The organism is Protaetiibacter intestinalis (genome assembly GCF_003627075.1).
GTDB lineage: Bacteria > Actinomycetota > Actinomycetes > Actinomycetales > Microbacteriaceae > Homoserinibacter > Homoserinibacter intestinalis.
Window position 1 is genome coordinate 954571 of record NZ_CP032630.1, and the last position, 25387, is coordinate 979957.

Consider the following 25387-nt stretch of genomic DNA (forward strand, 5'->3'; position numbering starts at 1 on the left):
CCCGCGGGACGCCCCCTGGTCTCGGCCTCGGCCTGCGCCGCAGGATCGGGGATGTGATCCAGACGACCGCGGGAACCCTGCGCCTGCCGCCGCGCATCCACGTGGGTGAGGGCGCCCGCGCCCAACTGCCCCGCCTGTTGGCCGAGTTCGGCTCGCGGGTGTTCGCGATCGTCGACCCCTTCGTCGCGACGACGCCCGCCTTCGCCGGTATCCGGCGCGCGCTCGAGGAGGGCGGGGCCGCCGTCACCCTCGTCACCGAGGTGCAGCCCGAGCTGCCGGTCGCCTCGCTCGACGCCCTCGCTGCGCGCGCCCGGGAGGCCGCGCCCGACGTCATCCTCGCGATCGGCGGCGGCAGCGTGCTCGACGCCGCCAAGGTGGTCGCGCTGCTCGCCGCCTACGAGGGTCCGCTCAGCCGCTACTACGGCGAGAACCTCGTGCCCGGTCCCGTCACCCCGGTCGTCGCCGTGCCGACGACGGCCGGAACCGGTTCCGAGGCGACCCCCGTCGCCGTCGTCACCGACCCCGACCGCGAGCTCAAGGTGGGCGTCTCGAGCCCGCACCTCGTGCCCGCCGCGGCGATCGTCGACGCGGAGCTCACCCTCGGCGCGCCCGCCGGGGTGACCGCCGCCTCCGGCATCGACGCCCTCGTGCACCTCGCCGAGTCGTACACGGCCGCCCCCGTCGAGCCGGTCTGGGATGCGGTGCTGCCGGTCTTCACGGGACGCAACGTCTTCTCCGATGTGACGGCGCTCGACGCCGCCGCGCGCATCGGCCGCTGGCTGCCGGTCGCGGTCGTCGAGCCCGACCATCGGGAGGCGCGGCGGCACCTCGCCTACGCAAGCCTCGTGGGCGGCATGTCGTTCGGTCCGACGGGCACTCATCTCTCGCACGCCCTCCAGTACCCGATCGGCGCGCTCACCCACACGGCCCACGGAGTCGGCACGGGGCTGCTGCTGCCGTACGTGCTGGATGCGATCCGCGTCGACGAGGAGGCGGCCGCGCGCATCGCGGAACTCGGCGCCGCGCTCGGCTCGACCGCCGCATCCGAGTCGGCGCGCGTCGACGACGCCGTCACGATCACCGCGGAGCTGGGGCGCCGCATCGGCCTGCCGCCGTCGCTCGCGGCGCTCGGCCTCGACGCCGCCGAGCTGCCGCGGGTGGCCGAGCTCGGCCTCGCCTCCCGGCGGCTCGTGGCGATGTCGCCCGTGCCGGCCGACGCCGCCTTCCTGCTCGAGATCCTGACCCGCGCCCACGAGGGCGCACTCGCCGAACGGAGCACCCGATGACCGAGCTGAGAGCCGACCTCTACATCGACGGCGCGTGGCGCCCCGGTGCAGGCGGCGGGCGCTTCGACGTGATCGACCCCTCCGACCTCTCGGTCGTGGAGCGCTTCGCGATCGCGACCGAGGCGGACTGCATGGCCGCCGTGGATGCCGCGGCCGCCGCCCAGGAGGGATGGGCGGCGGCCGCCCCCCGCGAGCGCGGCGAGCTGCTGCGGGCGGCCTTCGAGGTGCTCGTGGCCGAGAAGGAGCTCTTCGCCGAGATCATGGTGCGCGAGAACGGCAAGTCGTGGGGTGACGCGATGGGCGAGGCCGGCTACGCGACCGAGTTCTTCCGCTGGTTCTCGGAGGAGGCCGTGCGCATCTCGGGCGACTACCGCCTCTCTCCCGCGGGCGACAAGCGCATCGTCGTCGACCGCCAGCCGATCGGCGTCTCGCTGCTCATCACGCCGTGGAACTTCCCGGCCGCGATGGCGACCCGCAAGCTCGGGCCGGCGCTCGCCGCGGGCTGCACGACGATCCTCAAGCCCGCCCGCGAGACGCCGCTCACCGCGGCCTACGTCGTCGACGTGCTGCACCGCGTGGGCGTGCCGCGTGGGGTCGTGAACCTCGTGACCCCCGTGCCGACCGGGCCGAACGTCGCGGCGATGCTCGCCCGACCCGAGGTGCGCAAGCTGAGCTTCACGGGCTCGACCGAGGTGGGCCGTGAGCTGCTGCACGCCTGCGCCGACCGCGTCGTGAGCGCCTCGATGGAGCTCGGGGGCAACGCGCCCGTCATCGTGCTGCCGGGCGCGGAGCTCGACGTCGCCGTCGAGGGTGCCCTGCAGGCGAAGATGCGCAACGGCGGCTCGGCGTGCACGGCCGCCAACCGCTTCTACGTGCACGACTCGCTCCACGACGCCTTCGTGGGCCGGATGGCCAAGCGCCTCGCCGCCTACACGGTCGGCCCCGGTCTCGACCGGGGCAACCAGCTCGGGGCGCTCGTCTCGGTGACCGAGCGCGACAAGGTCGCGTCCCTCGTCGACGCCGCCCTCGCCGACGGCGCGGTCGCCGTGACGGGCGCCACGGCATCCGAGACCGGAGCCTTCTACGCGCCGACCCTGCTCACGGGTGTGCGGCACGGTTCGCGCATCACCGAGACCGAGATCTTCGGACCCGTCACCACCGTCGTGCGCTTCTCCGAGGTGGACGAGGCGGTGCGGATGGCGAACGACACGATCTACGGCCTCATGGCCTACGTCTTCGGCGAGGAGCGCGAGGCGGTCGCCGTGGCGCGGCGCCTCGAGGCCGGCATGGTCGCCGTGAACCGCGGTGTCGTGAGCGACCCGGCCGCTCCGTTCGGCGGCGTGAAGCAGAGCGGCCTCGGCCGCGAGGGCTCCTCGGAGGGGATCCTCGAGTACCTCGAGGAGAAGTACATCGCCCTCACGGCCTGAGCGCCGCATCCGGTGCCGTCCGCTCACTTGAGGGCCAGCGCGTTCGGCGGCGAGCCCGCCGCCCCCGGCAGGTTGAGGGGCTTGACGGTGAGGAAGAACTCGTAGACGCCGTCCTCCGCGCAGTCGGCGGCCAGCTCGTCGAGCTTCCAGAGCTCGCCGAGCGCCATGCCGAGCAGCGCGATGAGCGGCCGGTGCAGCATCCCGGAGTGGTCCACGCCGCGCTCGGGTGGCCGCTCGCCCGGGTAGCGGAAGTCGCTGTCGAGCACGGGGTCGGCTTCTACCGCGAGATTGTCGGCCGCGACGAGCGCGATCTCGTGCTCCCACAGCCAGCGCAGCACCGACTCCTTCTGGGCGAGTCCGGGCGACAGCCGCCAGGGTGTCACGGCCCGCTCCTCCGGGGTCTTCGCGAGGTAGCGCTCGGCCCACGCGGTGCGCAGCAGCAGCAGCTCGCCGCCCGCGAAACCCACCCCCTGCCAGGCGGCGATCGCGTCGAGCAGCTCGGCGTCGATCGGGATGGTGCGCTCGGTGTCGTAGTCGAGCTCGTGGGCGGCGAAGTACCGCGGCACGTCGAGCAGCACGCCCCGCCCGGCGATGCCGGCATCCGCGTAGTGCTGGATGCCGAGCGTCGTCGAGTGCTCGTCGTTGTCGGCGGGTGAGAGCCCGCCGTAGAAGCCGTGCAGCGGGTGCCCGATGTGGCGCAGCGCGTCGAGCTGCGACGACGACTGCAGGTAGAAGGAGTCGATCCAGTCGTCGCGGTGGAACTCGTTGTTCGCGAACAGGTGGTGCTCGATGGGCCGCCGCGTGCCGGTCGGGTACGGCTCGAACGCCGTGAGCGGGTGGTCGAGGCTGAAGCGCTTGCCGGTGCGCACGAGGCGCGCAGCGGAGGCGACGCGCTCCGGCGTCAGGAAGTTGACGGTGCCGAGCCGGTCGCCCGGCCCGAAGGTGCTCCAGCTGGAGCCGGGTGGCTGCTCATTCCGCAGCTCGTCGTAGCTTCGCATTCGGTTCTCCCTCGCGGCCGGCGAGCTCGGCGCCGAGCGCGGCCGCAGTCGAGGTGAGGGCCGAGAGGAGGGGGGAACCCGGGGACAGGTCGGCGCCGATCTCGGAGCCGAGCAGCGCCACGGTGGCGCAGATCCCGTATTCGTCGAAGACCGGGGCGGCCGCGCCGTAGATCCCGTCGGGGAGCTTCGACACGTAGTAGCCGGTGCGGCGCGCGGTGTAGATCGCCGCTTCGAGCTCGGCGCGCTGCGGCGCCGGAAGAGGTTCCATCATCCTCTCGACCGTCTGGTGGTCGGTGAGGTGGGCGAGGAAGACGCGCGTCTGCGACGCCTCGAGGTCGAGCTGCGTGCCCGGGCGCACCGTGACGACGACCGTGCGGGTCGGGTTCTCGTGCACGAGGGCGACGACCGGTCGGTCGACGCCCCACAGACTCAGCACGGCGGTCGAGCCGGCGGTGCGGGCGAGGTCTTCGAGGTAGGCCGGGGCGATGTCGACGACGCGCTTGCGGTGCAGGGCGTGGATGCCCAACTGCAGCACGAGCCCGCCGAGCGTGAACGAGCCCTTGCGGTGCCCGCGCTCGAGGATGCCGGCGCTCGCCATGGAGGCGCAGTAGCGGTATGCCGTGGTGCGGTTGAGGCCGACGCGCTCGGCGACCTCGGCGGCCGTCAGCTCGACGGTCCGCGGGCCGAACAGTCCGAGGATCTGCCCGACCCGCGAGACCGACTGGATGTCGAGGTTCGAGGGCTCGCCGCCGGGCTCGGTGTTCACCATCGCACGATCGTAGTTCAAATGGAGAACACCTCCCCCGGCGGTCTGCACAGTTCCTCGTCTTCAGCGGGTCAGCCGGCCAACCAGTTGGTCAGCTTCGTCGAGGCGTCATTGAAGTTCTCGGTGTACCAGGGGATGTCCTGGAGCACCGTGATGCCCGTGTTGACGTCCGGGTTGTACACCTGCACCTGGCTCGCGTACTCGTTGAGGTCGGGCTTCGCGTTCTTGTTGATGGGCGCGACACCGAGCAGCTCCGAGATCTTCGCCACCGGACCCGGCTCCATGACGCTCGCCAGGAACGCCTCCACCTCGGCCTTGTGCGGCGAGCCCTTCGGCACCGCGAAGGCGTTGATCGAGGCGACCGTGACATCCCACACGATCGTGAGGTCGTCGCCCTCGGCCAGCTGCGGCACGAGACGCGAGTCGGGCAGGAAGAACATGTCGACCTGGTCGGCGGCCACGGCCTGCTGCAGGGCGCCCACGTTCGGCGCGAAGGTCGTCACCGAGCGGATCTTCTCGAGCTCGTCGAGCGCCGAGTCGACGTCGAGCGGGTAGAGGTTCTCCGGGTCGGCGCCCGCGGCGATCGAGGCGTACTCGAGGATGCCGTTCTGCAGGTTGGTGACGAAGCCGCGCTGCCCCGGGAACTTCTCGGTGTCGAAGAAGTCCTCGACGGTCTTCGGGCCGCCGTTCGGGAAGGCGTCGGTGCGGTAGGCCATCGGGGTCGCGTTGATCCAGTTGGCCGTGTAGCACTTGCCGACCGAGCCGGGCACGAGGTCGTCCTCCGGGACGGTGAGCGTCACGTCGAGCGGCTCGAAGAGCGTGCCGCAGTTCTGCTCGGCCGCGTAGGGGGCCGTCGCGAGCACGTCCCACAGCACGGCACCCGCCTCCACCTGCGCCTTCACCTGCGCCACATCCGGCGGCGAGGTGTTGACGAAGGTGATGTTGGGGTGCGCCTGCGTGTAGGGCACCTGCCAGGCCTGGATCTGCGCGTCCTGCCCGGCGCCGCCGTAGCCGACGTAGGTGATCGTGACGGGCTCGTCGGCACCGCCGGTCCCCTCGGGGGTCGGCGTGCCCGCGCAGCCCGCGAGCAGCCCCACGGCCGCGATCAGGCCGATGCCGGAGACGGCGGTGCGCCGTCCGGCTCGGGTTCGGGATGTGATTCGGGACATCGTTGTCTGTTCCTCCGGGTCGAGAGGCCGGCCGGAGCCGGACTCGTGGGTGTTCGGTTCTGTGGAGTTGACGTCCACCGGAGCGGACGGTTCGACGGAGTCCCAGCCGTCGTGATCGCGGTGCGCCGGAGCGCCCGCGACGTCTCATGCGGCGACGAGGCGCTGGCGCCCGGGGCGCCAATGCGCGATCACCTCGTCTCCGATCGCGACCGACGCGTCGAACGCGTCGATGCGGGCCCGCCCCGCGACGCCCGCGGCGCCGAAGGCGAGCATGGCGGTGCGGTACGAGCCCATGTACTCGACGTCGACCACGCGCGCGCCCACCGAGTTGGCATCCGCCGGCAGCTCGGATGCCGCGCGCACGATGCCGACGTCCTCCGGGCGCACGACGACGGCCGCCCGGTCGACGACGCCGGGGTGGGCCGCGACCGTCGCGGGATCGACCGCCCAGCTGCGGTCCTCCCAGGCGACCCGGCCGCCACCGGCACCGCCGCCCAGCTCGAAGACGTTCGAGTCGCCCAGGAAGCGCGCCGTGAAGAGCGTCTCCGGGTGCCGGTAGAGCTGCTCGGGGCTGCCCACCTGCTCGATGCGCCCCTGGTTGAACAGCGCGATCCGATCGGAGAGGTTCATCGCCTCCTCCTGGTCGTGCGTCACGAACACGAAGGTCGAGCCCACCTCGCGGTGGATGCGGCGGATCTCCGCCTGCAGCGCCCCGCGGAGGTTCCGGTCGAGTGCGCCGAGCGGCTCGTCGAGCAGCAGCGCCTTCGGGTCGAACACGATGGCGCGGGCGAGTGCCACGCGCTGCTGCTGCCCGCCCGAGAGCTGCGCCGGGTAGTGGTCGTCGCGGCCGGTGAGCTGCACGAGCTCGAGCACCTCGGCGACCTTGCGCGCGATCTCGGCCCGCGGCATCCGGCGCTCGCGCAGCGGGTAGGCGACGTTCTGCGCGACCGTCATGTGCGGGAACAGCGCGTAGTTCTGGAACAGCATGCCGAGGTCGCGCTTGTGCGGCGGCAGCTTGCCGACGTCGGCACCGTTGAGGGCGATGCGTCCGGCGGTGAGCGTCTCGAAGCCCGCGATGAGGTTCAGGGTCGTGGTCTTGCCCGAACCCGAGGGGCCGAGCAGCGTCATGAACTCGCCGGGCTCGATCGTGAGCGTGATGTCGTCGACCGCCGGCACGGCGAGGCCGTAGTCCTTGGTGACGTGCTCGAGCTGGATGCGGGTGCCCCGCGTCGTCGGTGCGGCGGGCGCGGCGCTCGTGGCGCGGGCCGGTGCGTGGGTGGTCATGGGTTCTCCTCTCAACGCTTCGCGGGTCGGGCGAGCAGCGGGATGAGCAGCAACAGGGTCACGGTCACGACGACGAGACTCGACGACGCGGCGATCGTCGGATCGACCTCGACCGTGACGGCCGTGTACATCTGCACGGGCAGGGTCTGGAAGGTGGGCGAACGCAGGAAGAGCGCGATGACGACCTCGTCGAGCGAGGTGACGAAGGCGAACACGGCGCCCGTGAGCACCCCGCGACTGATGAGCGGCAGCGTCACCCGCATGAAGGTGCGCAGGGGCGAGGCGCCGAGCGACGCGGATGCGCGCAGCAGCTTGGGGTCGAAGCCGCCGAGCGCGCTCGTGACCGAGACGAGCACGAACGGCACGCCGATCGCCGCGTGGGCGAGCACGTAGCCGCCGATCGACCCGACGAGGTGCCACTGCAGGAACGAGACGTACACGGCGACCGCGACGACGATCGCGGGCGTCACCATCGACACCATGAGCAGGGTGCGCACGAGGCGCGACACCCGGCCGGCCAGGTTGTGCAGCCCGAGCGCCGCGGCCGTGCCGACGACCGTCGCCAGGCTCGCGGCGAGCACGGCCACGAGCAGCGAGTTCAGCAGCGAGCCGATCCACTTCGGGTTGGTGAAGAAGTTGCGGTACAGCTCGAGAGTGAACTCCTTCGGCGGGAACTGGAAGCTGCCCTGTCCGCCGAAGCTCATGGGGATCACGAACAGCGTCGGCAGGATGAAGTAGATCGCGACGGCCACGCCGATGACGGCGAGCCACCACGGGATGGGGTCGACCGAGCGGTCGCGTCGGCGGCGGCCCCGCGAGCCGGCGATGATCGCGACGGTCTCGAGCGCGGGCTCGGGAGCGCGCGCGGGTGCGGTGCTCATCGACGGCCTCCCGATCCGGAGGTCGCGACGACGCCGATCGCGGAGATCGTGCCGCCGACCCGGTTGGCCCAGGCGACGAGCAGCAGGGTCACCACGAGCACGACCATGCCGAGCGCCCCGGCGCCCGCGAAGTCGAGCAGCTGGGTCGTGCGCTGCGCGAGCAGCTGGGCGATGAGCGACTGCTGCGGCGAGCCGAGCAGCGCGGGCGTCACGTAGAAGCCGAGGCTCAGGGTGAAGACGAGGATGAGGCCCGCGACGACCCCGCCGCGCGAGAGCGGCCAGTACACCTTCCAGAACGCCACGATGGGGCGCGAGCCCAGCCCGCGCGCCGCGAGCAGCAGGCGCCGGTCGATCGCGGAGAGCGAGCTGAACAGCGGCAGCACCATGAACGGCAGCAGCACCTGGCTCATGGCGATCGTCACGCCGATCTGCGAGCCGACGAGCTGCACGTCGCCGAGGCCGATCCAGCTGAGCGCGGTCTGCACGGGACCGCCGCGCTGCAGGATGACGAGCCAGGCGAAATTGCGCGCCATGACCGAGGTCCAGAACGGGATGAGCACGACGACGAGCAGGATGGCGCGCGTGCGGTCGCCGACCCGGGTCATGAAGTAGGCGTAGGGGTAGCCGAGCAGGAACGCGACGATCGTGACGACGAGGGCGGTCGTCGCGGTGCGACCGAGCACGGTGAGGGTGACCCCGTCGGTGAAGAGCTTCACGTAGTTGTCGAAGCCCCAGCTCGGGGTCGAGATGCTGCGGATGAAGCTCTGCACGAGCGGCACGAGCAGCACGACCGTCAGCAGGGCGAGCGCGGGCACGAGCAGCAGCCAGTTCGCGTCGAGCCGTCGCCGACGCGCGACGCGCGCGGCCTCGACGGGGTCGGACATCAGGTCGGTCACGGGGTCCTCTCCTCCGAGGCGAGCATCACGCTGAGCTTGTCGGCGGCCTCGCGCAGCAGCTCGACGCGTCCGGCGACGTCGTCGGGCGAGAGCACGGGACTCGTGCCGAGCAGCGCGATGGCGGCCTGGATGTCGTGGGGGCCGAAGACGGGCGCCGCGACCGAGGCGAGGCCGATGCGTCCGAGGTCGGCCCAGGCGAGACGCTCGCGACGCACGCGGGCGAGCGCGCCGGTCTCGACGCGCCGCTCCTCGTCGCCGAGCGTCGAGTGCACGCGCGCGACGACGGCCGGGTCGGACTGGAAGGCGAGCAGCACGCGCGACTGGGCGGCGCGCACCTCGAGCACGGTGCCGGTGCGGACGGTGAGGATGATGGTGCCCGCGCTCGCCTCCTCGACAAGGGTGACGACGGCGCCCGTGCGGCCGAGGAAGCTCAGCACGCAGGTGAGGCCCGTGCGGTCGGAGAGCTGCCGCATGATGGCGGGCGCGAGTCCGAGCAGCTGCTGGCGGCCGGCGACGAGCGCCGAGAGCTGGTCGAACAGCGGACCGAGCCCGTAGGCGCTGTCGAGGAAGCCCGAGTTCTGCAGCGACTGCAGGTAGCGGTGCGCCGTGGAGCGGTTGAGCCCGAGGCGCTCGGCGACGAGGGCGGGGGTGAGCACGCGCGTGTGCTGGTCGAGCAGGCCGAGCACGGCGGCGGCCCGCTCGATCGACTGGATGGATCCGCGGTCGATCTCGAACGCGAGCTCGGGGGTGCCGAGCAGCTCCTCGGTCGTCGCCATGTCACCTCCTCGTCGAGGTTCAGATGTTCGAAATGCAATCTGCGATTTCAGAATACGAACGCTAGAACAGGATCCGGCGTCCGTCAACTCGCGCGCCGGATTCGATCATCACTCGTGATCAGCCGCATCCGCGGGCTTGGACGGATCGCCGGGGTGGTGTAGACAAGACCTCGCTCGTTTCGTAATCTGAACGCGCTATTCATCATCCGAACACAAGGAGGTTCGTCGGATGTCCACCGTCGACGACCGGGTCGCCCCGTCACCCGCACTGCTCAAGGTCCTCACCGGGGCGGTGGATCTGCACACCCACTCGGGACCGAGCCCCTTCCCCCGCCGCGTCAACCACGTCGAGGCGTCGTACGACGCAGCCCGAATCGGCATGCGCGCGATCCTCATCAAGTCGCACCACCACAACACCGTCATGGACCTGCTGGCCATGCGCGACCTGCTCGCCGACGCGCCCACCCCGGCCTACGGCGGCGTCGCCCTCAACTCCGAGGTCGGCGGCATCAACCCCTCGGCCGTCGCCGTCGCGATCAAGATGGGCGGCCGGGCCGTGTGGGGACCCACCGTCTCGGCCGCCCAGCACATCGCCGCCCACAGCCACGACGACGGCTTCCCGACCGCCGGCTCCGACCTCGAGGAGAAGGTCGAGTCGGTCTTCGACGACTCGGGCGACGTCTCCGCCGAGACCGTGCGCGTCACCCAGCTCGTCGCGAAGGCAGACATCATGCTGACGGGCGGCCACCTCGACGTCGACTCGCAGAAGGCGCTCTTCGCGACCGCGAAGCAGAACGGCGTGCGCCGCATCCTGCTGCACCACCCGGACTTCATCGTCGGCGCCTCCGAGCACGACGTCGAGGAGCTGCTCTCGCACGGCGCCTTCGTCGAGCACGAGATGTCCATGTACCACCCGGGCGTCCCAGCGCCCGGGTGGCCGATCTCCCGCCTGATCGACTGGATCGAGCGGATCGGCCCCGACCGCACCGTCATCGACTCCGACCTCGGCCAGGAGGGCAACCCGCTGCCCGTCGACGGCTACCTGTACGTCGCCCAGCAACTGCTCGACCACGGCATCGCCGAGAAGGACGTGCGGCAGATGATGTGCCACAACACCGCCTACCTCCTCGGCCTCGAGGACTCGCCGAAGGCCGGATGATGCGCCCCGCCGAGAAGGTGATCATCAGCACCGCGGTCACCGGCAGCGTCAACGTCCCCTCGCAGAGCGACTACCTGCCGCTCAGCGCGGAGCAGGTCGTGCAGGCATCCGTCGAGGCGGCCCACGCCGGCTCGGCCATCATCCACCTGCACGCCCGCCACCCCGACGGGCGGCCCGCGTTCGAGGCGGAGGCGTTCGAGGCGATCATCCCGCCGATCCTCGAACAGGTCGACGTGGTCATCAACATCTCCACGGGCGGCTCCTCGCAGATGACGATGGAGGAGCGCCTCGCGGGCGCCACCCGATTCAGCCCCGAACTCGCCTCGCTCAACATGGGGTCGATGAACTTCGTGTACTCGGGCATCGCCGACAAGGTGACGCACTGGAAGCACGAGTGGGAGAAACCGTACGTGCTCGGCACCTACAGCCACCCCTTCATCAACACCTTCGACCGCATCGAGTACGTGCTGCGCGAGCTCGGCGAACGTCGCGGCACCCGCTTCGAGTTCGAGTGCTACGACATCGGGCACCTGTACACGCTCGCCTACTTCGTCGACCGCGGGCTCGTCGAGCCGCCGTTCATGATCCAGGGCGTGTTCGGCATCCTCGGCGGCATCGGCGCCGACCACGCCAACCTCGAGCACATGGTGCGGATCGCCGACAAGCTGTTCGGCGACGAGTACCGGTTCTCGGCGTTCGCGGCCGGGCGCGACCAGCTGCAGTTCGCCACCCACTCCGCATGGCTCGGCGGGCATGTGCGCGTCGGCCTCGAGGACAGCCTGTGGATCGGCAAGGGCCGGCTCGCCGAGAGCAACGCCCAGCAGGTCGAGAAGATCCGCGCCGTCATCGAGGACCTCGGCCGCCCCCTCGCCACCCCCGACGACGCCCGCCGCATGCTCGGCCTCAAAGGCCTCGCGGGCGTCACCCTCTGACCCACCACCCGCAGAAACGGACCGCACATGAGCACGTATGCCACGGACGACATCCGCTCGACCCTGCAGACGACGGCACCCGCCGTGCAGGTCGACCCGTCGACCCCCATCAAGCCCTCGCAGTGGATCGAGTTCCTCGCGCTGCCGCCCGGCGAGGTGCTCGCCCACGGCAGCCGGGTGTGGAACGCGCGGGCCGCGAACCTCGTGGTCTCGTACACCGAGGGGCGCGCGGGAGACGTGCTCGAGCGCGCCGCACAGGTCGACGAGTACGTCGTGCTGCAGTACTCGGAGAGCGCGCCGATCCTGGTGACCGCGGGCGAGGAGTCGGCGGAAGTCGACGAGGAGGCCTTCGTCGTCGTGCCGCCCGGCGACTCGCGCATCGAGCTGCGCGGCGACGGGCCCGTCATCCGGCTGTTCTCGGTGCGCTCCGGCGACCTGGCGGCGGCCTCCCTCAACGCCGAGGCGTACGAGGAGCCGGATGCGCGCTCCGCCCCGCTCGGCGAGTGGCCGGACCCCGTGGGAGGTTTCCGGCTGCGGGTCTACCGCCTCGCCGACACCCCCATCGCGCCCGGCCGCTTCGGACGCATCTTCCGCACCACCAACGTCATGGTCAACTTCCTCGCCGAGGAGCCGACCCCGCGCGACCCGCACAAGCTCTCACCGCACCACCACGACGACTTCGAGCAGATCTCGCTCGCCGTCAAGGGCGACTTCGTGCACCACATCCGCTACCCCTGGGGGCCGGATTCGGGCGCCTGGCGCGAGGACGAGCACCGGCGGATCGCGACGCCGTCGATCTGCGTCATCCCGCCGCCGACCGTGCACACGACGCAGGGCATCGGGCCGCACCAGCAGCTCATCGACATCTTCTCGCCGCCCCGCGTCGACTTCTCGACCTCGGGTTGGGTGCTGAACGCCGCCGACTACCCCGCGGCGCCCGACCGCGGCATCCCCGAGGGGAGCTGAGATGGGGCTGCCGCTCGCGCACAGCCTGTTCCGGGCGGCGCTCGCCGACCCGAGCCGGGTGCCGCTCGGCACCTGGGTGAAGCTGCCGGCGACCGAGAGCATGGAGCTCGTCGCGCTCGCCGGCTTCGACTTCGCCGTGATCGACCTCGAGCACTCGGCGATGAACCTCGAGACCGCGTTCCGGCACATCGGCACGGCGCTGCTCGCAGGCGTCTCGCCCATCGTTCGGGTGCCGAGCCTCGAGGGCGGGCTCGCGCAGCGCATCCTCGACGCGGGGGCGGAGGGGATCATGCTGCCGCACGTCGACACGGTCGAGCAGGCGCGCGCCGCGGTCGCGGCCGTGCGGTTCCCGCCGCTGGGTGCGCGCGGGGTCGGCAGCACCAGCCGGGCCGGCGCCTGGGGTGCCGTCTCGCGCGAGGACTACCTGCGCTACGGCAACGAGGAGGTCGTGCTCATCCCGCAGCTCGAGAGCGCCCAGGCCGCCCGCAACGCCCGCGCAATCGCCGAGGTGCCCGGGGTCGACGTGCTGCTCGTCGGCGCGGCCGACCTCTCCACGAGCGAGGGGCTCACCGAGACCGACCCGGCGGTCGTCGAGCTCATCGCGGGCGCCGTACGGGACGTGCACGCGGCGGGCAAGCCGATCGGCAACGCCGGCGGACCGACCGCCGCGAACGTGCGCGCCTCGCTCGACGCCGGCTTCGACTTCACCCTCCTCGGCAACGACGCGAGCCTGCTCGGCGCCGCCGCCCGCGCGGCCGTCGAGGCGGGCAGGTCGGTCGAACGGGGATGATGTGAGGGTCGCAAGTGTCGAGGGAGACGGATGACGATGGGGCTGCTCGAGGACAAGGTCGTGCTGCTGGTCGGGGCGAGCACCGGCATCGGCGCGGAGGCCGCGCGGGTCTTCGCGGCGGAGGGCGCCTCGCTGGTGCTCGCCGCGCGCTCGGCGGATGCGCTCGAGTCGCTCGCGGGTGAGCTCGCCGAGGGCGGGCACGCGGTCGCGACGGCGGCGGGCGACGTGACCTCGGCATCCGACGTGGCGCGCATGGTGGACACGGCCGTCGAGCGCTTCGGGCGGCTCGACGGGGCCTTCAACAACGCCGGCATGACGCAGCTCGGGCTGCTGCACGAGGTGAGCGAAGACGACTTCGACCGCCTGTTCGCGGTCAACGTGAAGGGCGTGTGGCTGTGCCTGCGCGAGGAGCTGCGCGTCATGCGCGCGGCGGGTGCCGGCTCGATCGTCAACACCTCGAGCGTCGGCGGCTACAAGGGCAGCTCGGGTCTCGGCGCGTACCAGGCGACCAAGCACGCCGTCATCGGCCTCACCCGCACCGCCGCCCACGACAACGGGCCGCTCGGCATCCGCGTCAACACGGTCGCCCCCGGACCGACCGAGTCGGCCATGCTCGACGCGATGCGCCGCGACGACCCCGACGCCATCCCGCGCCGCCTCGCCGCGATGCCGCTGCGCAAGGTGGGCACGGGCGCCGAGGTCGCGAACGCCGTCGCCTGGCTGCTGAGCGACCGCGCGAGCCACGTCACAGGTGCCGTCCTCCCCGTCGAGGGCGGCTTCACCGCCTGATCCTCACCCCCGACATCGCTGATCGGTCGGTTTCTGGTCTCAAACCGGCGGTTTGAGACCAGAAACCGACCGGTCAGCGTCACGGGTCGAGGCGGACGAGGCGGGCGAAGCGGACGACGAGGTCGTCGGCGCCGGGGGCGAGCGAGATGCGGATGCGGGTGCCGGCGGCGAGGGCGCCGTCGGGGAGGGCGATCGTCGCGGTGCGCCAGGCGCCCGAGCCGTCGCGGGCGACCGGGGCCGAGGAGCCCGCGGCCGTGTCGACGGCGAACGAGCCCGCGCCCTCGTCGAAGTAGGTGACCTTGAGCACCGTGCGCCCGGTGGCGGCGGCCGCGAAACGCGGGTCCACGTCGAGGGCGAAGCCCGTGTCGCCGGCCGCGACCTCCGTCGACAGTCCCTCGTACGCGGTGCCGTTGTCCTCCTCGAAGACGTGCTCGTGCACATCCGCCTCTGTGCGGTGCGCGACCGAGCCCGGCTCGTCGACCTGCACGAGCCAGCGCTCGAGGTTGCGCACCCACGGACGGGTCGGCCACGAGGCCGGGTCGTCGAAGGGACCCGACTCGAGGTCGCCGGCCCAGTAGGTGTCCTCCGCGTCGCGGAGGGCGGCCCAGGCATCCGCCGAGGTCTCGGCCGTCTGCCCGAGCGAGAGCCGCAGCCAGTCCCACTGCTCGGGGTACTCGGCCAGGTACGAGGGCCCCGGCACGACGTACATCCAGTTCACCCGCAGCTGCAGCGCCTTGAGGTTCGCCTGGCGCACGGCGTAATACACGTCGTCGGTCGAGTAGCCGCAGTCGGTGAAGCACTCGTTCTCGGTCGCCACGACGTACCGGCCCGAATGGACCGGCAGCGACTCGTCGACGGTCATGTGCCCGTTCGGCTCGATGTGCGAGCCGTAGGCGGGCGCCTCGCTCAGGTGGAAGTTGGAGAGCTCGGTGATACCCGTGCGGATGCCCATCCCGGCATCCACAGCCCGCCGCGCCAGCAGGTCGTCGGCCGCGCCGAACGGACCCCACGGGTAGTCCTCGCCCGTGAAGACGAGCTTGTCGGCGTGGTCGCCGAAGAGCGTCACGAGGTCGCTCCAGGCGTGCGCGTACCAGTCGAGGTAGGCCCGCTCGTCGAGTTCGCCGGCGTCCGCGGCGGCCGTCACCATCTCGTAGTCGTACTCGGCCCACGTGAAGGCGCCCGGCACGTAGACGAATCTCAGACGCGGATCGGCGGCCAGCCCGAGGTCGACGAACAGCATCCGGTAGGTGTCCATGAGGTGGCCCCAGACGCACTCGTCCCAGATCGGCAGGTGGCGTTCGCCGTCGTAGTCGGGGCCGTAGCTCGAGACGCCGCACTCCTTCGCGACCCACTCGGGCGCCCAGTCCTCGCCGCTCGCGAAGATGCGCATCCAGAAGTCGCCCGGCTGCCGCAGTTGCGCGTCGAGCGCGTCGAAGCCCATGCCCTGGGCGTCGCCGCTCGAGGTGCGGTCGAGAACCTCGTCGGGCGTGGGCCGCAACTGCCGCCAGGAGAGGTCGACGGAGCGTACGGCGACGAGCTCGGACGCGTCGGCCTCCTCCGAGAAGTAGCCCGAGTTCGCGGCCGGCCGCACCCAGTCGGGCAGCGTCCAGTCGTCGCCGTCGGCGATCGTGACGCCCGTCGCATCCGCGTCGACGAACGCCGCGCGCGGCCCCACGTCGAGGTCGATGCCGTCGCCGCCCGCCGTCGGCAGCGGCTCCGGCGCACTCACCGTGCACCCCGCGAGCGCCGCGGCGAGGGCGACCGCCACGGCCGCGGCCGGCGCGCGACGGCGACGAGGCGACGGCTCAGGCATGGGATGGGGTCACCTCGATGCGGGAGGCGAGCGCCGGGATGTCGGCGGGCTCGAAGACGGCGGCTCCGGGCCGGAGGGTGTTGGCGGCGGCGACCGCGGATGCGGTGCGCAACGCCTCCGGGAGTGCAGCACCGCCCTCGAGCGCGGTGAGCAGGCCGGCGAGGAACGAGTCGCCCGCGCCGACCGTGTACGGGCCGGCCGAGGGGGCGACCACGCGCCAGGCGCCCGCGGCATCCGCCCCGAGAGAGCCGGCCGCGCCGTCGGTCACGATCGCGGTCTCGGCGCCCCGCGCCCGCAGCGACGCGGCGAGGTCCTCGAGCTCGCCCGGCCCCACGGCCTCGGCGGCCTCCGCCCGGTTCACCTTCACGAGCGCGGGCCGGGTGCGCTCGAGCACCGCCGCGAGCGCCTCCCCGCGCAGGTCGACGGCGAGCCGCACCCCGCGATCCGCCGCGTCGGCGAGCGCCGCCGCGAGCGCGCCCGCGCGGGTGTCCGGCACGGAACCCGACACGGCGAGCCACCCCTCGCGCACACCCTCGAGCGTGGCGGTCAGCGCCGCCCAGGCGCCGTCGTCCGGCTGGGCCACGCACTCGTAGAACTCGGTGATGCGTCCGTCCGTCGCGTCGACGACGCTCACGCACGTGCGCGTCTCCTCGCGCGCCGGCACCACCTCGACGGGCACGCCCTCGGCCTCGAGCGCCACCCGCATCCCCTCGCCGACCGTGCCGCCGAGGGGCGCGATGGCCCGCACCTCCGCTCCCAGCGTGTGCAGCGCGCGGGCCACGTTGAGCGACTTGCCGCCGGGCAGCGCGAGCTTCCATGTGGGCCGGTGGATGCCGCCCACCTCGAGCACGGGCACGCCGTAGGTCACGTCGAGCGCAGGAGAGAGTCCGAGGCAGGTGATCACGCCTCGAGCTCCGCCTCGACCTCGGCGCGCGTGGCCTGGCCGCCGGCGCCGCCCGCGCCCCGCGTCGAGAGCGAGCCCGCGACCGCGGCCCAGCGAACGGCCTCCGCGAGCGGGCGGCCGTCGAGCCACGCGGCGAGGAAGCCCGCGTCGAAGCTGTCGCCGGCGCCCGTCGTGTCGACGACGTCGAGCACGAGTCCGGGCGCCCGTACGACGTCACCGGCGGGCGTGACGGCGAAACCGCCCGCGGCGCCGTCCTTGACGACCACCACCGGTCCCCGGGCCGCGAGCAGCGTCGCGGCGGCCACGGCATCCGCAGGCTCGTCGCCGAGCGCCCGGGCGAGGGCGAGCGCCTCCTGCGCATTCGGCAGCAGCAGGTCGAGGTGCGGCAGGCATTCGGCGACGCCCGCCCAGGTCTCCGCGGGATCCCAGTTGGTGTCGAGGCTCGTCGTCACGCCCCGCGCCCGCAGCTCCGCGAGCACCGCGGGCAGCTCCGCCGCGAGGGTCGGCACCAGGAAGAAGGAGGCGACGTGCACGTGGGTTGCGGATGCGGCGGCGGCACGCACCTCGTCGCCCGTCACCCCCGCGAGCGCACCCGTGAGCGTGAGGATCGCGCGGTCGTCGGGCGCCGACAGGATGACCGACACCCCCGTCGGCTCGTCGACGACCGTCACGGACTCCGTGGAGACCCCGGCATCCGCCAGCAGCTCGCGCGTGCGCGCACCGAACACGTCCCGCCCGACGCGCGCCACGAGCGCCGTGTCGACGCCGAGCCGGGCGAGACCCGCCGCGCAGATGCCCGCGCTCGAGCCGAGCACGAGATCCGCGCCCGCGAGCAGTTGCTCCGCCTGACCGAAGCGGGGCACGACATCGCCCCGCAGCACGAGGTCGAGGTTGGCGTCGCCCGCCACGAGCACGCGTGCCGTCATCCCTTGAGCCCCGACATGGTCATCGTCTGCACGAACTGCTTCTGCGCGAACAGGAAGAACAGCACGAGCGGTGCCGTCGCGATGACGTTACCGGCCATGAGCAGATCCCACTGGGTGCGCCGGGTGCCCTGGAAGTTCGCGATGCCGAGCTGCACGGTGAATGCGCCGTCGTCGTTGATCGCGATGAGCGGCCAGACCAGGTCGTTCCACGAGCTCAGCAGCGTGAAGATCGCGAGCGTCGCCATCGCGGGGCGGGCGAGCGGCAGCACGACGCGCAGGAAGATCTGCAGGCGGTTCGCCCCGTCGATCGCCGCCGCCTCCTCGATCTCGGCGGGGATCGAGAGGAAGAACTGCCGCATGAGGAAGATGCCGAAAGCGGACGCCAGCCACGGCACGAACGCCGCCGCGAGCGTGTTCACGATGCCGAGCTTCGAAAACATGATGTAGGTCGGGATCATGAGCAGCTGCGTCGGAATCATGATCGTCGCGAGGATCACGAAGAACCCGACGTTGCGCCCCCGGAACTGCAGCCGCGCGAAGCCGTAGCCGGCGAGCGAGCACAGCACGATGTGCGACACGATCGAGATGACCGCCACGATCGTCGAATTCGCGAGCCAGCGCAGGATGTCGGTGTCGACGAGCAGCCCGACGAACCCGTCGAGCGTGATCCGCGAGGGGAAGAACGGCGGCGGGAACTTCACGAGGTCGGATCGGGGGGAGACCGAGGCGAGCAGCATCTGCCCGAACGGGATGAAGAACAGCAGCGCGATCGGCGCGAGCACGAGGTGCCAGAGGCTGAACCGGCGCGTCGTGCGACGGCGAGTCGAGTCGAGGCGCGGGCCTCGGGTCAGCGAGGTGAGCGCCATCAGAACGCCTCCATGTTGCGGCGGCGCGCGAAGAGGACCGCGCCGATCGTGATGAGCAGGGTCACGGCGAACAGCACGTACGCCGCGGCCGATCCGGCACCGAAGTCGAGGGCCTTGAAGGCCTTCTCCCACAGGTAGTAGACGATCGTCTTCGTCGAGTCGAGGGGACCGCCGCGGGTGGTCGTGTAGACGAGGTCGAAGAGCTGCAGGGCGCCGATGGTCTGCCAGATGCCGACGAACACCGTCACCGGCCGGAGCTCGGGCCACACGACCTGCCAGAAGGTCTGCCACCGGTTCGCGCCGTCGATGCGGGCCGCCTCGAGCAGTTCGTTCGGGATGTCCTGCAGGGCGGCGAGGTAGATGACGGTCGTGAACGCCGCCTGCCCCCACAGCGACATGATGGCGATCACGAGCATCGCCTGGTTCGGATCCTCGAGCCAGCCCTGGGCGGGAAGGCCGAGCGCGCGCAGCACGTTGTTGACGAGCCCGTACTGCGGGCTGAACAGGTAGGTCGACAGGATGCCGGTGGAGGCCGCGGAGGCCACGAACGGCACGAAGATGGCGGTGCGGTAGAGCCCGATGAACCGGATGTCGCGGTTGAGGGCGACGGCGAGGAACAGTCCCAGCAGCACCGAGGCCGGCACGAACAGCAGCACGTAGAGGCCCGTCTGGCTGACCGCGGCCCAGAACTCCGCGTCGGTCATGATCTTCGCGTAGTTGTCGCCGCCGACGAACTTGGGCGGCGCGAAGCCGTTCCACTTCTGCAGCGAGAGGATGAACGCCCACGCCGCCGGGAACACCGAGAGGCCGAGGATGATCACCATCGCGGGGGCGACGAACGCCCAGCCGGTGAGGGTGCCGAGCCCGCGCCGGCGGCGCGCGCCGCCCCGGGTGCGGCCCGCCGGCGCGGGGTTCGGGGTCCCGGGCGCGGTCACGGGTTTCTCGGTCACGGTCGTCATCGTCGGCTCCTCGACCATTCTCGGTTCAGGACAGCACGATGGAGCGGGTCAGGTGGCGCGGGTTGTCGGGGTCGAGGCCGCGAGCGGTCGCGGTGCGCACGGCGAGCTGCTGCGCGACCGCGAGCTGCACGAGCGGGTCGGCATCCGACTGCACGACGCGCGCGCCGGTCGCCTCGACGTCGCGCGCGAGGCCGTCGTCGATCGCGCCCAGGAACCAGACGAGCGAGCCCGGGTGCGCCACCGCGAGCGGACCGTGCCGGTAGTCCAGCAGCGGATACGACTCCGCCCACGCCTGCGCCGCCTCGCGGATCTTGAGGGCCGCCTCCTGGGCGAGGCCGTAGCTCCAGCCGCGTCCGAGGTAGACCACGTGGTCGAAACCCTCGGGGACCTCGGGTGCACCGGCGGCGAGCGCGGCCTCCGCCTCGGCGGGCAGTCCCGACACGTCCTCGCCGAACGCCGCACGTGCGAGGAACAGGAAGGTGGTGGGGAAGCGGGTCTGAACGACCGAGCGCTCGTCGGCGAAGTCGAGCAGCAGCACCTCGTCGGCGAGCTCGGCGCACGGCGAGTCGGCGACGCCCGTCACGACGACCTTGCGCACGCCATCCGGCACGGCGCGCAGCGCCTCGATCACCTCGGTGGTCGTGCCGGAACGGGTGATCCCGATGACCGCGTCGTAGGGGCGCCACGGGCGCGGCTCCGAGGCGTAGGCGGCATCCGTCTCGCCGAAGCCCGCCTGCTCCCGCAGCAGCGCGAACGACTCGGCGACGAAGGCGGAGGTGCCGCATCCGATCACGAGCACGCGCTCGCCGGAGCGGGTCAGCATCCGCACCGCGTCGGGGAGGAGGTCGAGCGAGCGACGCCACACCTCGGGCTGGCTCTCGATCTCGAGGGAGGTGATGTTCATGGGGATCTGCGCTCCTGCTGCAGGGTGGGAGCGGGGCGACCGGATGGGCCGCCCCGCCGGGTGGATCGGATGGTTCTAGTTGTCCGAGAGGGCCTCGTCGGCCGCCTTGGCCGCCTCCTCGAGCGCCTCCTTCGGGTCACCCTGACCCTGGAGCACGTGCGAGATGGCGGAGCCGACGGCCTCGGAGAGCCCGACATAACCGGTGACGGTCGGGCGCGAGTTGATGGCGTTCGCGCTGTTGGCCGCCATGATGTCGAGGCCGGGGAGCGCCGCGACCTGCGCCTGGAACTCGGGGCTGTCGACCTCGCTCTCCCGCAGCGGCAGGTTGCCGAACTCGACGTTCCAGCGCAGGTCCTGGGCAGGCGCGGTGAGCCACTTCATGAGCTCGAACGACCAGTAGGCCTCGTTGACGTCGCCGGTGTCGAACATCGCCCAGATGTCGGGGCCGGAGACGGTCTGGTGGTCGCCGTCGGTGCCGGGGAGGATGGTCACGCCGTAGTCCGTGCCCGCCGTGTTGAGGTCGTACAGCTGCCACGGGCCGGAGGTCATCATGCCGATGCGGTCGGCCGCGAACAGCTGCGCGAACTTGGTGTCGGTCTGGTCGAGGTAGACGCTCTGGTCGTCGACGGCCATCTCCTGCAGGAAGGTGAGGGCCTCGACGCCGGCGTCGCTCGCGAAGGCGGCGGTGCCGTCGTCGGCGAGGATCTCGCCGCCGTTCTGCCACAGGTGCGGCCAGAACTGCCAGGTGGTCTCCTCGGAGCCGGAGACGGAGTAGGCGTAGCCGTAGGTCTCGGTCGAGGGGTCGGTCATCTTCTTCGCGGCGTCACGGAAGTCGTCCCAGGTCCAGTCCTCGGTCGGGTAGTCGACGCCCGCGGCGTCGAAGACCGTCTTGTTGTAGATGAGGGAGAGGTTGTCGACGAGGGCCGGGAAGCCGATGATCTTGTCGCCCGTGGGCTGCACGGTGGCGCGCGCGGCGGCGGGGAACTCGTCCCAGGCGAGCTCGGGGTCGTCGACCTGGTCGCGCAGGTCGACGGTGCGACCCGAGGTCTCGAGCTCGCTCGCCCACGAGCCGAAGGAGTAGGAGATGTTCGGGTAGGTGTCGCTCGCGAAGCCCGCGGAGAGCTTCTGCAGGAGCTCCTCGGTGGAGGAGGCGCCCGAGGAGATGTCGATCGTGACGTTCGGGTGGTCGGACTCGAACTCGGCGGCGAGATCCTCGAGGATCGCCTCCGCCTCGTCGGACTGGCCGGTCCACCAGGTGATGGTGACGTCGGCATCCGGGTCGAGTTCGGTGGCCTTGCCTGCACCGGTGCAGCCGGTGAGGGCGAGGGCGGTGCCGACGGCGGCGATTCCGGCGGCGATACGGACGGTGCTGTGGCTGTGGTGTCTCATGGCGTCCTCTCGATGTTTCCGCCCATCCTTGCGCCGAATGATCATTTGTAAAGCGGAATGCGCGAATCGATCATTTCTGGTGATCGGATCATTGCCACCCGAGCGCCCGACGACCAAGGTGGGCTCGTGGACATCGACGACATCTTGCTGCGCGACTGGACCCCGCGCAGCATGATGCGCGCCCGCGAGACGGCACGCGACACGCCGCACACGCCGTGCGTCGACATCCACAACCACCTGGGGCGCTGGCTCACCGCCGACGGCGACTGGATGATCGACGACGTCGACGCCCTGCTCGGCGTCATGGATGCGCGCCACGTCGAGACGATCGTCAACCTCGACGGGATGTGGGGCGACGAGCTCGAGGCGAACCTCGAGCGCTACGACCGGGCGCATCCGGGGCGCTTCGCGACCTTCTGCCAGCTCGACTGGTCGCTGCTCGGCGAGCCGGACGGCGGTGCACTGCTGCTGCGCCTGCTCGAGGACAGCGCACGCCGCGGGGCGCGCGGGGTGAAGATCTGGAAGAACCTCGGCCTCGAGGTGCGCGACGCCTCGGGGGCGCTCATCTCCCCCGACGACCCGCGCGTCGTGGCGCTCGTCGCGCGGGCGGGCGAGCTCGGCATCCCCGTGCTCATCCACACCGCCGATCCGATCGCCTTCTTCGAGCCGCTCGACGCGCACAACGAGCGCCTCGACGAGCTGCGCGGGGCGCGCGACTGGTGGTTCGGCGACCGCGCGCGGCACCCCGACTTCGACACCCTGCTCGACGCCCACGCGCGTCTCGTGCGCGCCTGCCCGGACACCGACATCATCGGCGCCCACCTCGGCTGCGCCGCCGAGGACCTCGACCGCGTCTCGGCGCTCATGGACGAGGCGCCGCGCTACCACGCCGACATCGCAGGTCGCATGGCCGAGCTCGGCCGGCAGCCCCGTCGCTTCGCCGAGCTCGTGGCGCGGCACCCCGACCGCATCCTGTTCGGCACCGACATCTACCCGGCGGGCGACGAGCAGTACCGCCTGCACTACCGCTTCCTGGAGACCGCCGACGAGGGCTTCGAGTACGCCCCTGGCGAGCCGATCCCGCCACAGGGCCGCTGGGCCGTCTCGGCCGCGTCCCTCGACCCGGCGCTGCTGCCGGCCCTCTACCGCGACAACGCCCGCCGCCTCCTCGGCTGAACCCGTTCGTTCGGGAGGATGACACGCCGCATCCGGCGCGGATCATCCGTCCCACACGGCGTGTCATCCTCCCGAACGGAGACGACGAGCGGGTCAGCGCGCGAGCAGGCGCGTGAAGTGGGCAACGGTGTCGGCCATCGCCTCGCGCGAGGCACGGAGGGAGGGACGGGGGTCGACCGCATCGGGATGCGCCGCGAGCTCGGCGCGGACCGCCGCGGTCGCCGCGATGTTGAGCGCCGTGCCCACGTTGACCTTGCGGATGCCGGCCGCCACCGCGGCGCGGATCGTCGCGTCGTCGACGCCCGAGGAGCCGTGCAGCACGAGCGGCACCGGCACGGCGGCGGCGAGCCGCGCGACGAGCGCGAGGTCGACCCCGGCGGTGCGCTCCCGCATGGCGTGCGAGCTGCCGACCGCGACGGCGAGACCGTCGACGCCGGTCGCCGCGACGAACGCGGCGGCGTCGTCCGGGTCCGTGCGCACCCCCGGCGCGTGGGCGCCGTCCTTCCCGCCGATCTCGCCGAGCTCCGCCTCGACCCAGAGTCCGGCGCCCCGGGCGCGTCGCGCCGCATCCGCGGTCGCCCGCACGTTGGCGAGGTCGTCGAGCCGCGAGGCGTCGACCATGATCGAGCCGAGGCCCCAGGCTCTCGCATTCGCGATGGCCAGGTCGACGAGCGCGGGATCCTCGATGTGGTCGAGATGCAGTGCGAGCAGCACCGTCGCCGACTCGGCGACCGAGCGGCACCCGGCGAGGAGGGGCCGGGGGTCGCCGCCGTGGAAGCGGATGGCGTTCTCGCTCAACTGCAGGATCGCGCCGGATCGGGCGCGGGTCGCACCCTCGGCGATGGCCTCGGCGTGCTCGAGGGTGATGACGTTGAAGCCTGCGACCGCGCCCCCACGGGCGACCGCCTCCGCGACCAGTTCGCGCGTGGGCGCGAGCGTCACCGCGGTTCCTCGAGGGTGCCGCCGAGCGCGACGGGCAGCAGGGCGGCGTGCGCGGCGGTGAGCTCGTCGCACAGCTCCCAGATCTCGGTGGGCGTGAGCGTCGAGCTCGCGTTCGGGTCGACGAGCACGGCACGGCGCACGAACTCCGGGTCGCCCTCGGCGGCGGCGCGGATGGCGAGCTCGGCCACCGACAGGTAGGCGCGGTTGAGCGCGGCCCCGGCCGGCGGCACCGAGCCCCAGGCGATCGGGTGCACGCCCGAGGCGTCGACGGTCGCGGGCACCTCGACGACGGCACCCTGCGGCAGGTTGTCGATGAGCCCGGCGTTCGGCACGTTGACGTGGATCTCCCGCGCGGTGCCCGTGAGCATCGAGTGGATGATCTGCGGGGCGTACTCGGCGGCATCCCCCTCCTCGTGCAGCGGCACGTGGCCGCCCGCGGCGAGGGTCGCACGCGCGTCCTCGAACTCGCGCACGTTCTCCTCCGAGATGCCGATGTACTGCAGGGGCTCGAGTCGGAAGCGCTCGATCTGGGCGTCGTCGCGCAGGAACCAGTCGAGGTACTCGGAGGAGTGCTCGCTCGTCTCGGTCGGGTAGTAGCCGATGCGTCGGAAGATCTCGACGCGCACCCGGCGCTCGAGCTCGGGGTCGGAGGCGATCCGGGCGCGCAGCAGCGGATAGAGGTCCTCGCCGTCGCGGCTCCACTCGGTGAGCCATGCCTGGTGGTTCACGCCGGCCGCACGGTAGTGCGTGCCCTCGAGCGGCACGCCCACCAGCTCGCACAGGTCGTTGACGGTCCAGTAGACGCTGTGGCAGAGGCCGACGGCCCGGATGTCGGGGGCGACGTGCGACATCCACCAGATGTTCATCGCCATGGGGTTCGTGTAGTTGAGGAACCAGGCGTCGGGGCAGAGCTCCCGCATGTCGCGCGCGATGCCGCTCAGCACGGGGAAGGTGCGCAGCGCGCGGAACACGCCCCCGACGCCCGTCGTGTCGCCGATGGTCTGCCGCAGGCCGCGGCGCGCCGGCAGTTCGAGGTCGACGCGGGTGGCGGCGATGCCGCCCACCTGGATCATGTTCACGACGAAGTCGGCGCCGACGAGGGCCGAGCGGCGGTCGGCGGATGCCGTGACCCGCACCTCGCGGCCGAGCTGCGCGGCGACGTCGAGGGCGGTGAGGCGGGCCACCTCGAGGCGCTCGGCGTCGATGTCGTGCAGGGCGAGGTCGAGCACCGGGAGGTCGGGGAAGCGGAGCAGGTCAGTCAGCAGCTGTCGCGTGAACACGACACTCCCCGCACCGAGGAACACGATCGTCGGCATGGGAACGATTGTCCGGAGACTGTGCAAGACGCGCAAGGAAATGAGCGGATTGACGCGCATTCGCTCATCTGTC

24 protein-coding genes are annotated in these 25387 nt (G+C 71.8%); 8 read left to right on the forward strand and 16 right to left on the reverse strand.

Features of this window, described 5'->3' with window-relative positions:
* Positions 1-53: 53 nt before the first annotated feature.
* Both D7I47_RS04655 and D7I47_RS04660 read left to right on the forward strand, forming a co-directional pair.
* Positions 54-1286: an iron-containing alcohol dehydrogenase gene (locus D7I47_RS04655; RefSeq protein ID WP_157981633.1), complete on the forward strand. Its 1233-nt coding sequence runs from the start codon at positions 54-56 to the stop codon at positions 1284-1286.
* Positions 1283-2713 (forward strand): NAD-dependent succinate-semialdehyde dehydrogenase, encoded by a 1431-nt coding sequence (locus tag D7I47_RS04660; protein ID WP_120761970.1) that lies wholly within the window; start codon positions 1283-1285, stop codon positions 2711-2713. Before D7I47_RS04655 ends, D7I47_RS04660 begins: the two co-directional genes overlap by 4 nt.
* 23 nt (positions 2714-2736) lie before the next feature.
* On the opposite strand, the gene D7I47_RS04665 is transcribed toward D7I47_RS04660, so the two are convergent.
* The 7 genes from D7I47_RS04665 to D7I47_RS04695 form a co-directional block, all read right to left on the reverse strand.
* Complete coding sequence (locus tag D7I47_RS04665) at positions 2737-3711, reverse strand: cyclase family protein (protein WP_120761971.1); 975 nt, start codon at positions 3709-3711, stop codon at positions 2737-2739.
* Positions 3683-4480 (reverse strand): IclR family transcriptional regulator, encoded by a 798-nt coding sequence (locus tag D7I47_RS04670; protein ID WP_120761972.1) that lies wholly within the window; start codon positions 4478-4480, stop codon positions 3683-3685. Before D7I47_RS04670 ends, D7I47_RS04665 begins: the two co-directional genes overlap by 29 nt.
* A 68-nt stretch (positions 4481-4548) precedes the next feature.
* The gene (locus D7I47_RS04675; RefSeq protein ID WP_120761973.1) at positions 4549-5646 is read right to left on the reverse strand and encodes an extracellular solute-binding protein; all 1098 of its coding nucleotides are present in this window, start codon (positions 5644-5646) and stop codon (positions 4549-4551) included.
* A 144-nt stretch (positions 5647-5790) separates the two neighbouring features.
* On the reverse strand, positions 5791-6930 hold the full coding sequence (locus tag D7I47_RS04680; RefSeq protein ID WP_120761974.1) for an ABC transporter ATP-binding protein: 1140 nt from the start codon (positions 6928-6930) through the stop codon (positions 5791-5793).
* Positions 6931-6941: 11 nt separating this feature from the next.
* Entirely contained in the window at positions 6942-7811 is an 870-nt protein-coding gene (locus D7I47_RS04685; protein WP_120761975.1) for an ABC transporter permease, read from the reverse strand.
* The gene (locus D7I47_RS04690) at positions 7808-8707 is read right to left on the reverse strand and encodes an ABC transporter permease (protein ID WP_227000843.1); all 900 of its coding nucleotides are present in this window, start codon (positions 8705-8707) and stop codon (positions 7808-7810) included. The genes D7I47_RS04685 and D7I47_RS04690 overlap by 4 nt, the downstream gene beginning before the upstream one ends.
* Entirely contained in the window at positions 8704-9483 is a 780-nt protein-coding gene (locus D7I47_RS04695; protein ID WP_120761976.1) for an IclR family transcriptional regulator, read from the reverse strand. Before D7I47_RS04695 ends, D7I47_RS04690 begins: the two co-directional genes overlap by 4 nt.
* Positions 9484-9712: 229 nt before the next feature.
* On the opposite strand from D7I47_RS04695, the gene D7I47_RS04700 reads away from it, so the two are divergent.
* The 5 genes from D7I47_RS04700 to D7I47_RS04720 are packed head-to-tail and all read left to right on the forward strand — an operon-like array spanning position 9713 to position 14119.
* Positions 9713-10642 carry a DUF6282 family protein gene (locus D7I47_RS04700; protein ID WP_120761977.1) on the forward strand — a complete coding sequence of 310 codons (930 nt, stop codon included), beginning with the start codon at positions 9713-9715 and terminating at the stop codon, positions 10640-10642.
* Positions 10639-11574 carry a BKACE family enzyme gene (locus D7I47_RS04705; protein ID WP_227000845.1) on the forward strand — a complete coding sequence of 312 codons (936 nt, stop codon included), beginning with the start codon at positions 10639-10641 and terminating at the stop codon, positions 11572-11574. Before D7I47_RS04700 ends, D7I47_RS04705 begins: the two co-directional genes overlap by 4 nt.
* Positions 11575-11601: 27 nt before the next feature.
* Positions 11602-12540 (forward strand): cupin domain-containing protein, encoded by a 939-nt coding sequence (locus D7I47_RS04710; protein WP_120761978.1) that lies wholly within the window; start codon positions 11602-11604, stop codon positions 12538-12540.
* A gap of 1 nt (position 12541) precedes the next feature.
* Entirely contained in the window at positions 12542-13330 is a 789-nt protein-coding gene (locus tag D7I47_RS04715; RefSeq protein ID WP_120761979.1) for an HpcH/HpaI aldolase family protein, read from the forward strand.
* A 30-nt stretch (positions 13331-13360) separates the two neighbouring features.
* Positions 13361-14119 (forward strand): SDR family NAD(P)-dependent oxidoreductase, encoded by a 759-nt coding sequence (locus D7I47_RS04720; RefSeq protein ID WP_227000846.1) that lies wholly within the window; start codon positions 13361-13363, stop codon positions 14117-14119.
* 79 nt (positions 14120-14198) lie between these two features.
* On the opposite strand, the gene D7I47_RS04725 is transcribed toward D7I47_RS04720, so the two are convergent.
* From D7I47_RS04725 to D7I47_RS04755, 7 genes are all read right to left on the reverse strand, one after another.
* Positions 14199-15932, reverse strand: coding sequence for a hypothetical protein (locus D7I47_RS04725; protein WP_157981634.1), 1734 nt, complete (start codon positions 15930-15932; stop codon positions 14199-14201).
* A complete protein-coding gene (locus D7I47_RS04730; protein WP_157981635.1) occupies positions 15925-16836 on the reverse strand; it encodes a 1-phosphofructokinase family hexose kinase in 912 nt (303 codons plus the stop codon). The genes D7I47_RS04725 and D7I47_RS04730 overlap by 8 nt, the downstream gene beginning before the upstream one ends.
* Complete coding sequence (locus tag D7I47_RS04735; protein ID WP_120761982.1) at positions 16833-17762, reverse strand: carbohydrate kinase family protein; 930 nt, start codon at positions 17760-17762, stop codon at positions 16833-16835. The genes D7I47_RS04730 and D7I47_RS04735 overlap by 4 nt, the downstream gene beginning before the upstream one ends.
* Positions 17759-18628 carry a carbohydrate ABC transporter permease gene (locus tag D7I47_RS04740; RefSeq protein WP_120761983.1) on the reverse strand — a complete coding sequence of 290 codons (870 nt, stop codon included), beginning with the start codon at positions 18626-18628 and terminating at the stop codon, positions 17759-17761. Before D7I47_RS04740 ends, D7I47_RS04735 begins: the two co-directional genes overlap by 4 nt.
* Positions 18628-19587 (reverse strand): carbohydrate ABC transporter permease, encoded by a 960-nt coding sequence (locus D7I47_RS04745; RefSeq protein ID WP_120763807.1) that lies wholly within the window; start codon positions 19585-19587, stop codon positions 18628-18630. The genes D7I47_RS04740 and D7I47_RS04745 overlap by 1 nt, the downstream gene beginning before the upstream one ends.
* Before the next feature lie 25 nt (positions 19588-19612).
* On the reverse strand, positions 19613-20491 hold the full coding sequence (locus tag D7I47_RS04750) for an SIS domain-containing protein (protein WP_120761984.1): 879 nt from the start codon (positions 20489-20491) through the stop codon (positions 19613-19615).
* A 75-nt stretch (positions 20492-20566) separates the two neighbouring features.
* Complete coding sequence (locus D7I47_RS04755; RefSeq protein ID WP_120761985.1) at positions 20567-21880, reverse strand: extracellular solute-binding protein; 1314 nt, start codon at positions 21878-21880, stop codon at positions 20567-20569.
* A 126-nt stretch (positions 21881-22006) separates the two neighbouring features.
* On the opposite strand from D7I47_RS04755, the gene D7I47_RS04760 reads away from it, so the two are divergent.
* Entirely contained in the window at positions 22007-23056 is a 1050-nt protein-coding gene (locus tag D7I47_RS04760; RefSeq protein ID WP_227000848.1) for an amidohydrolase family protein, read from the forward strand.
* A gap of 93 nt (positions 23057-23149) precedes the next feature.
* On the opposite strand, the gene D7I47_RS04765 is transcribed toward D7I47_RS04760, so the two are convergent.
* Both D7I47_RS04765 and melA read right to left on the reverse strand, forming a co-directional pair.
* Entirely contained in the window at positions 23150-23998 is an 849-nt protein-coding gene (locus tag D7I47_RS04765; protein ID WP_120761987.1) for a class II fructose-bisphosphate aldolase, read from the reverse strand.
* Positions 23995-25314 carry an alpha-galactosidase gene (melA, locus tag D7I47_RS04770; RefSeq protein ID WP_120761988.1) on the reverse strand — a complete coding sequence of 440 codons (1320 nt, stop codon included), beginning with the start codon at positions 25312-25314 and terminating at the stop codon, positions 23995-23997. The genes D7I47_RS04765 and melA overlap by 4 nt, the downstream gene beginning before the upstream one ends.
* Positions 25315-25387: the final 73 nt, after the last annotated feature.

Excerpts from the sequence above, each read along its gene's own strand:
- D7I47_RS04660 (WP_120761970.1), top strand. The coding sequence starts at position 1,283 with ATGACCGAGCTGAGAGCCGACCTCTACATCGACGGCGCGTGGCGCCCC.
- D7I47_RS04665 (WP_120761971.1), bottom strand. The coding sequence starts at position 3,711 with ATGCGAAGCTACGACGAGCTGCGGAATGAGCAGCCACCCGGCTCCAGC.
- D7I47_RS04670 (WP_120761972.1), bottom strand. The coding sequence starts at position 4,480 with ATGGTGAACACCGAGCCCGGCGGCGAGCCCTCGAACCTCGACATCCAG.
- D7I47_RS04675 (WP_120761973.1), bottom strand. The coding sequence starts at position 5,646 with ATGTCCCGAATCACATCCCGAACCCGAGCCGGACGGCGCACCGCCGTC.
- D7I47_RS04680 (WP_120761974.1), bottom strand. The coding sequence starts at position 6,930 with ATGACCACCCACGCACCGGCCCGCGCCACGAGCGCCGCGCCCGCCGCA.
- D7I47_RS04685 (WP_120761975.1), bottom strand. The coding sequence starts at position 7,811 with ATGAGCACCGCACCCGCGCGCGCTCCCGAGCCCGCGCTCGAGACCGTC.
- D7I47_RS04695 (WP_120761976.1), bottom strand. The coding sequence starts at position 9,483 with ATGGCGACGACCGAGGAGCTGCTCGGCACCCCCGAGCTCGCGTTCGAG.
- D7I47_RS04700 (WP_120761977.1), top strand. The coding sequence starts at position 9,713 with ATGTCCACCGTCGACGACCGGGTCGCCCCGTCACCCGCACTGCTCAAG.
- D7I47_RS04705 (WP_227000845.1), top strand. The coding sequence starts at position 10,639 with ATGATGCGCCCCGCCGAGAAGGTGATCATCAGCACCGCGGTCACCGGC.
- D7I47_RS04710 (WP_120761978.1), top strand. The coding sequence starts at position 11,602 with ATGAGCACGTATGCCACGGACGACATCCGCTCGACCCTGCAGACGACG.
- D7I47_RS04715 (WP_120761979.1), top strand. The coding sequence starts at position 12,542 with ATGGGGCTGCCGCTCGCGCACAGCCTGTTCCGGGCGGCGCTCGCCGAC.
- D7I47_RS04720 (WP_227000846.1), top strand. The coding sequence starts at position 13,361 with ATGACGATGGGGCTGCTCGAGGACAAGGTCGTGCTGCTGGTCGGGGCG.
- D7I47_RS04725 (WP_157981634.1), bottom strand. The coding sequence starts at position 15,932 with ATGCCTGAGCCGTCGCCTCGTCGCCGTCGCGCGCCGGCCGCGGCCGTG.
- D7I47_RS04735 (WP_120761982.1), bottom strand. The coding sequence starts at position 17,762 with ATGACGGCACGCGTGCTCGTGGCGGGCGACGCCAACCTCGACCTCGTG.
- D7I47_RS04740 (WP_120761983.1), bottom strand. The coding sequence starts at position 18,628 with ATGGCGCTCACCTCGCTGACCCGAGGCCCGCGCCTCGACTCGACTCGC.
- D7I47_RS04745 (WP_120763807.1), bottom strand. The coding sequence starts at position 19,587 with ATGACGACCGTGACCGAGAAACCCGTGACCGCGCCCGGGACCCCGAAC.
- D7I47_RS04750 (WP_120761984.1), bottom strand. The coding sequence starts at position 20,491 with ATGAACATCACCTCCCTCGAGATCGAGAGCCAGCCCGAGGTGTGGCGT.
- D7I47_RS04755 (WP_120761985.1), bottom strand. The coding sequence starts at position 21,880 with ATGAGACACCACAGCCACAGCACCGTCCGTATCGCCGCCGGAATCGCC.
- melA (WP_120761988.1), bottom strand. The coding sequence starts at position 25,314 with ATGCCGACGATCGTGTTCCTCGGTGCGGGGAGTGTCGTGTTCACGCGA.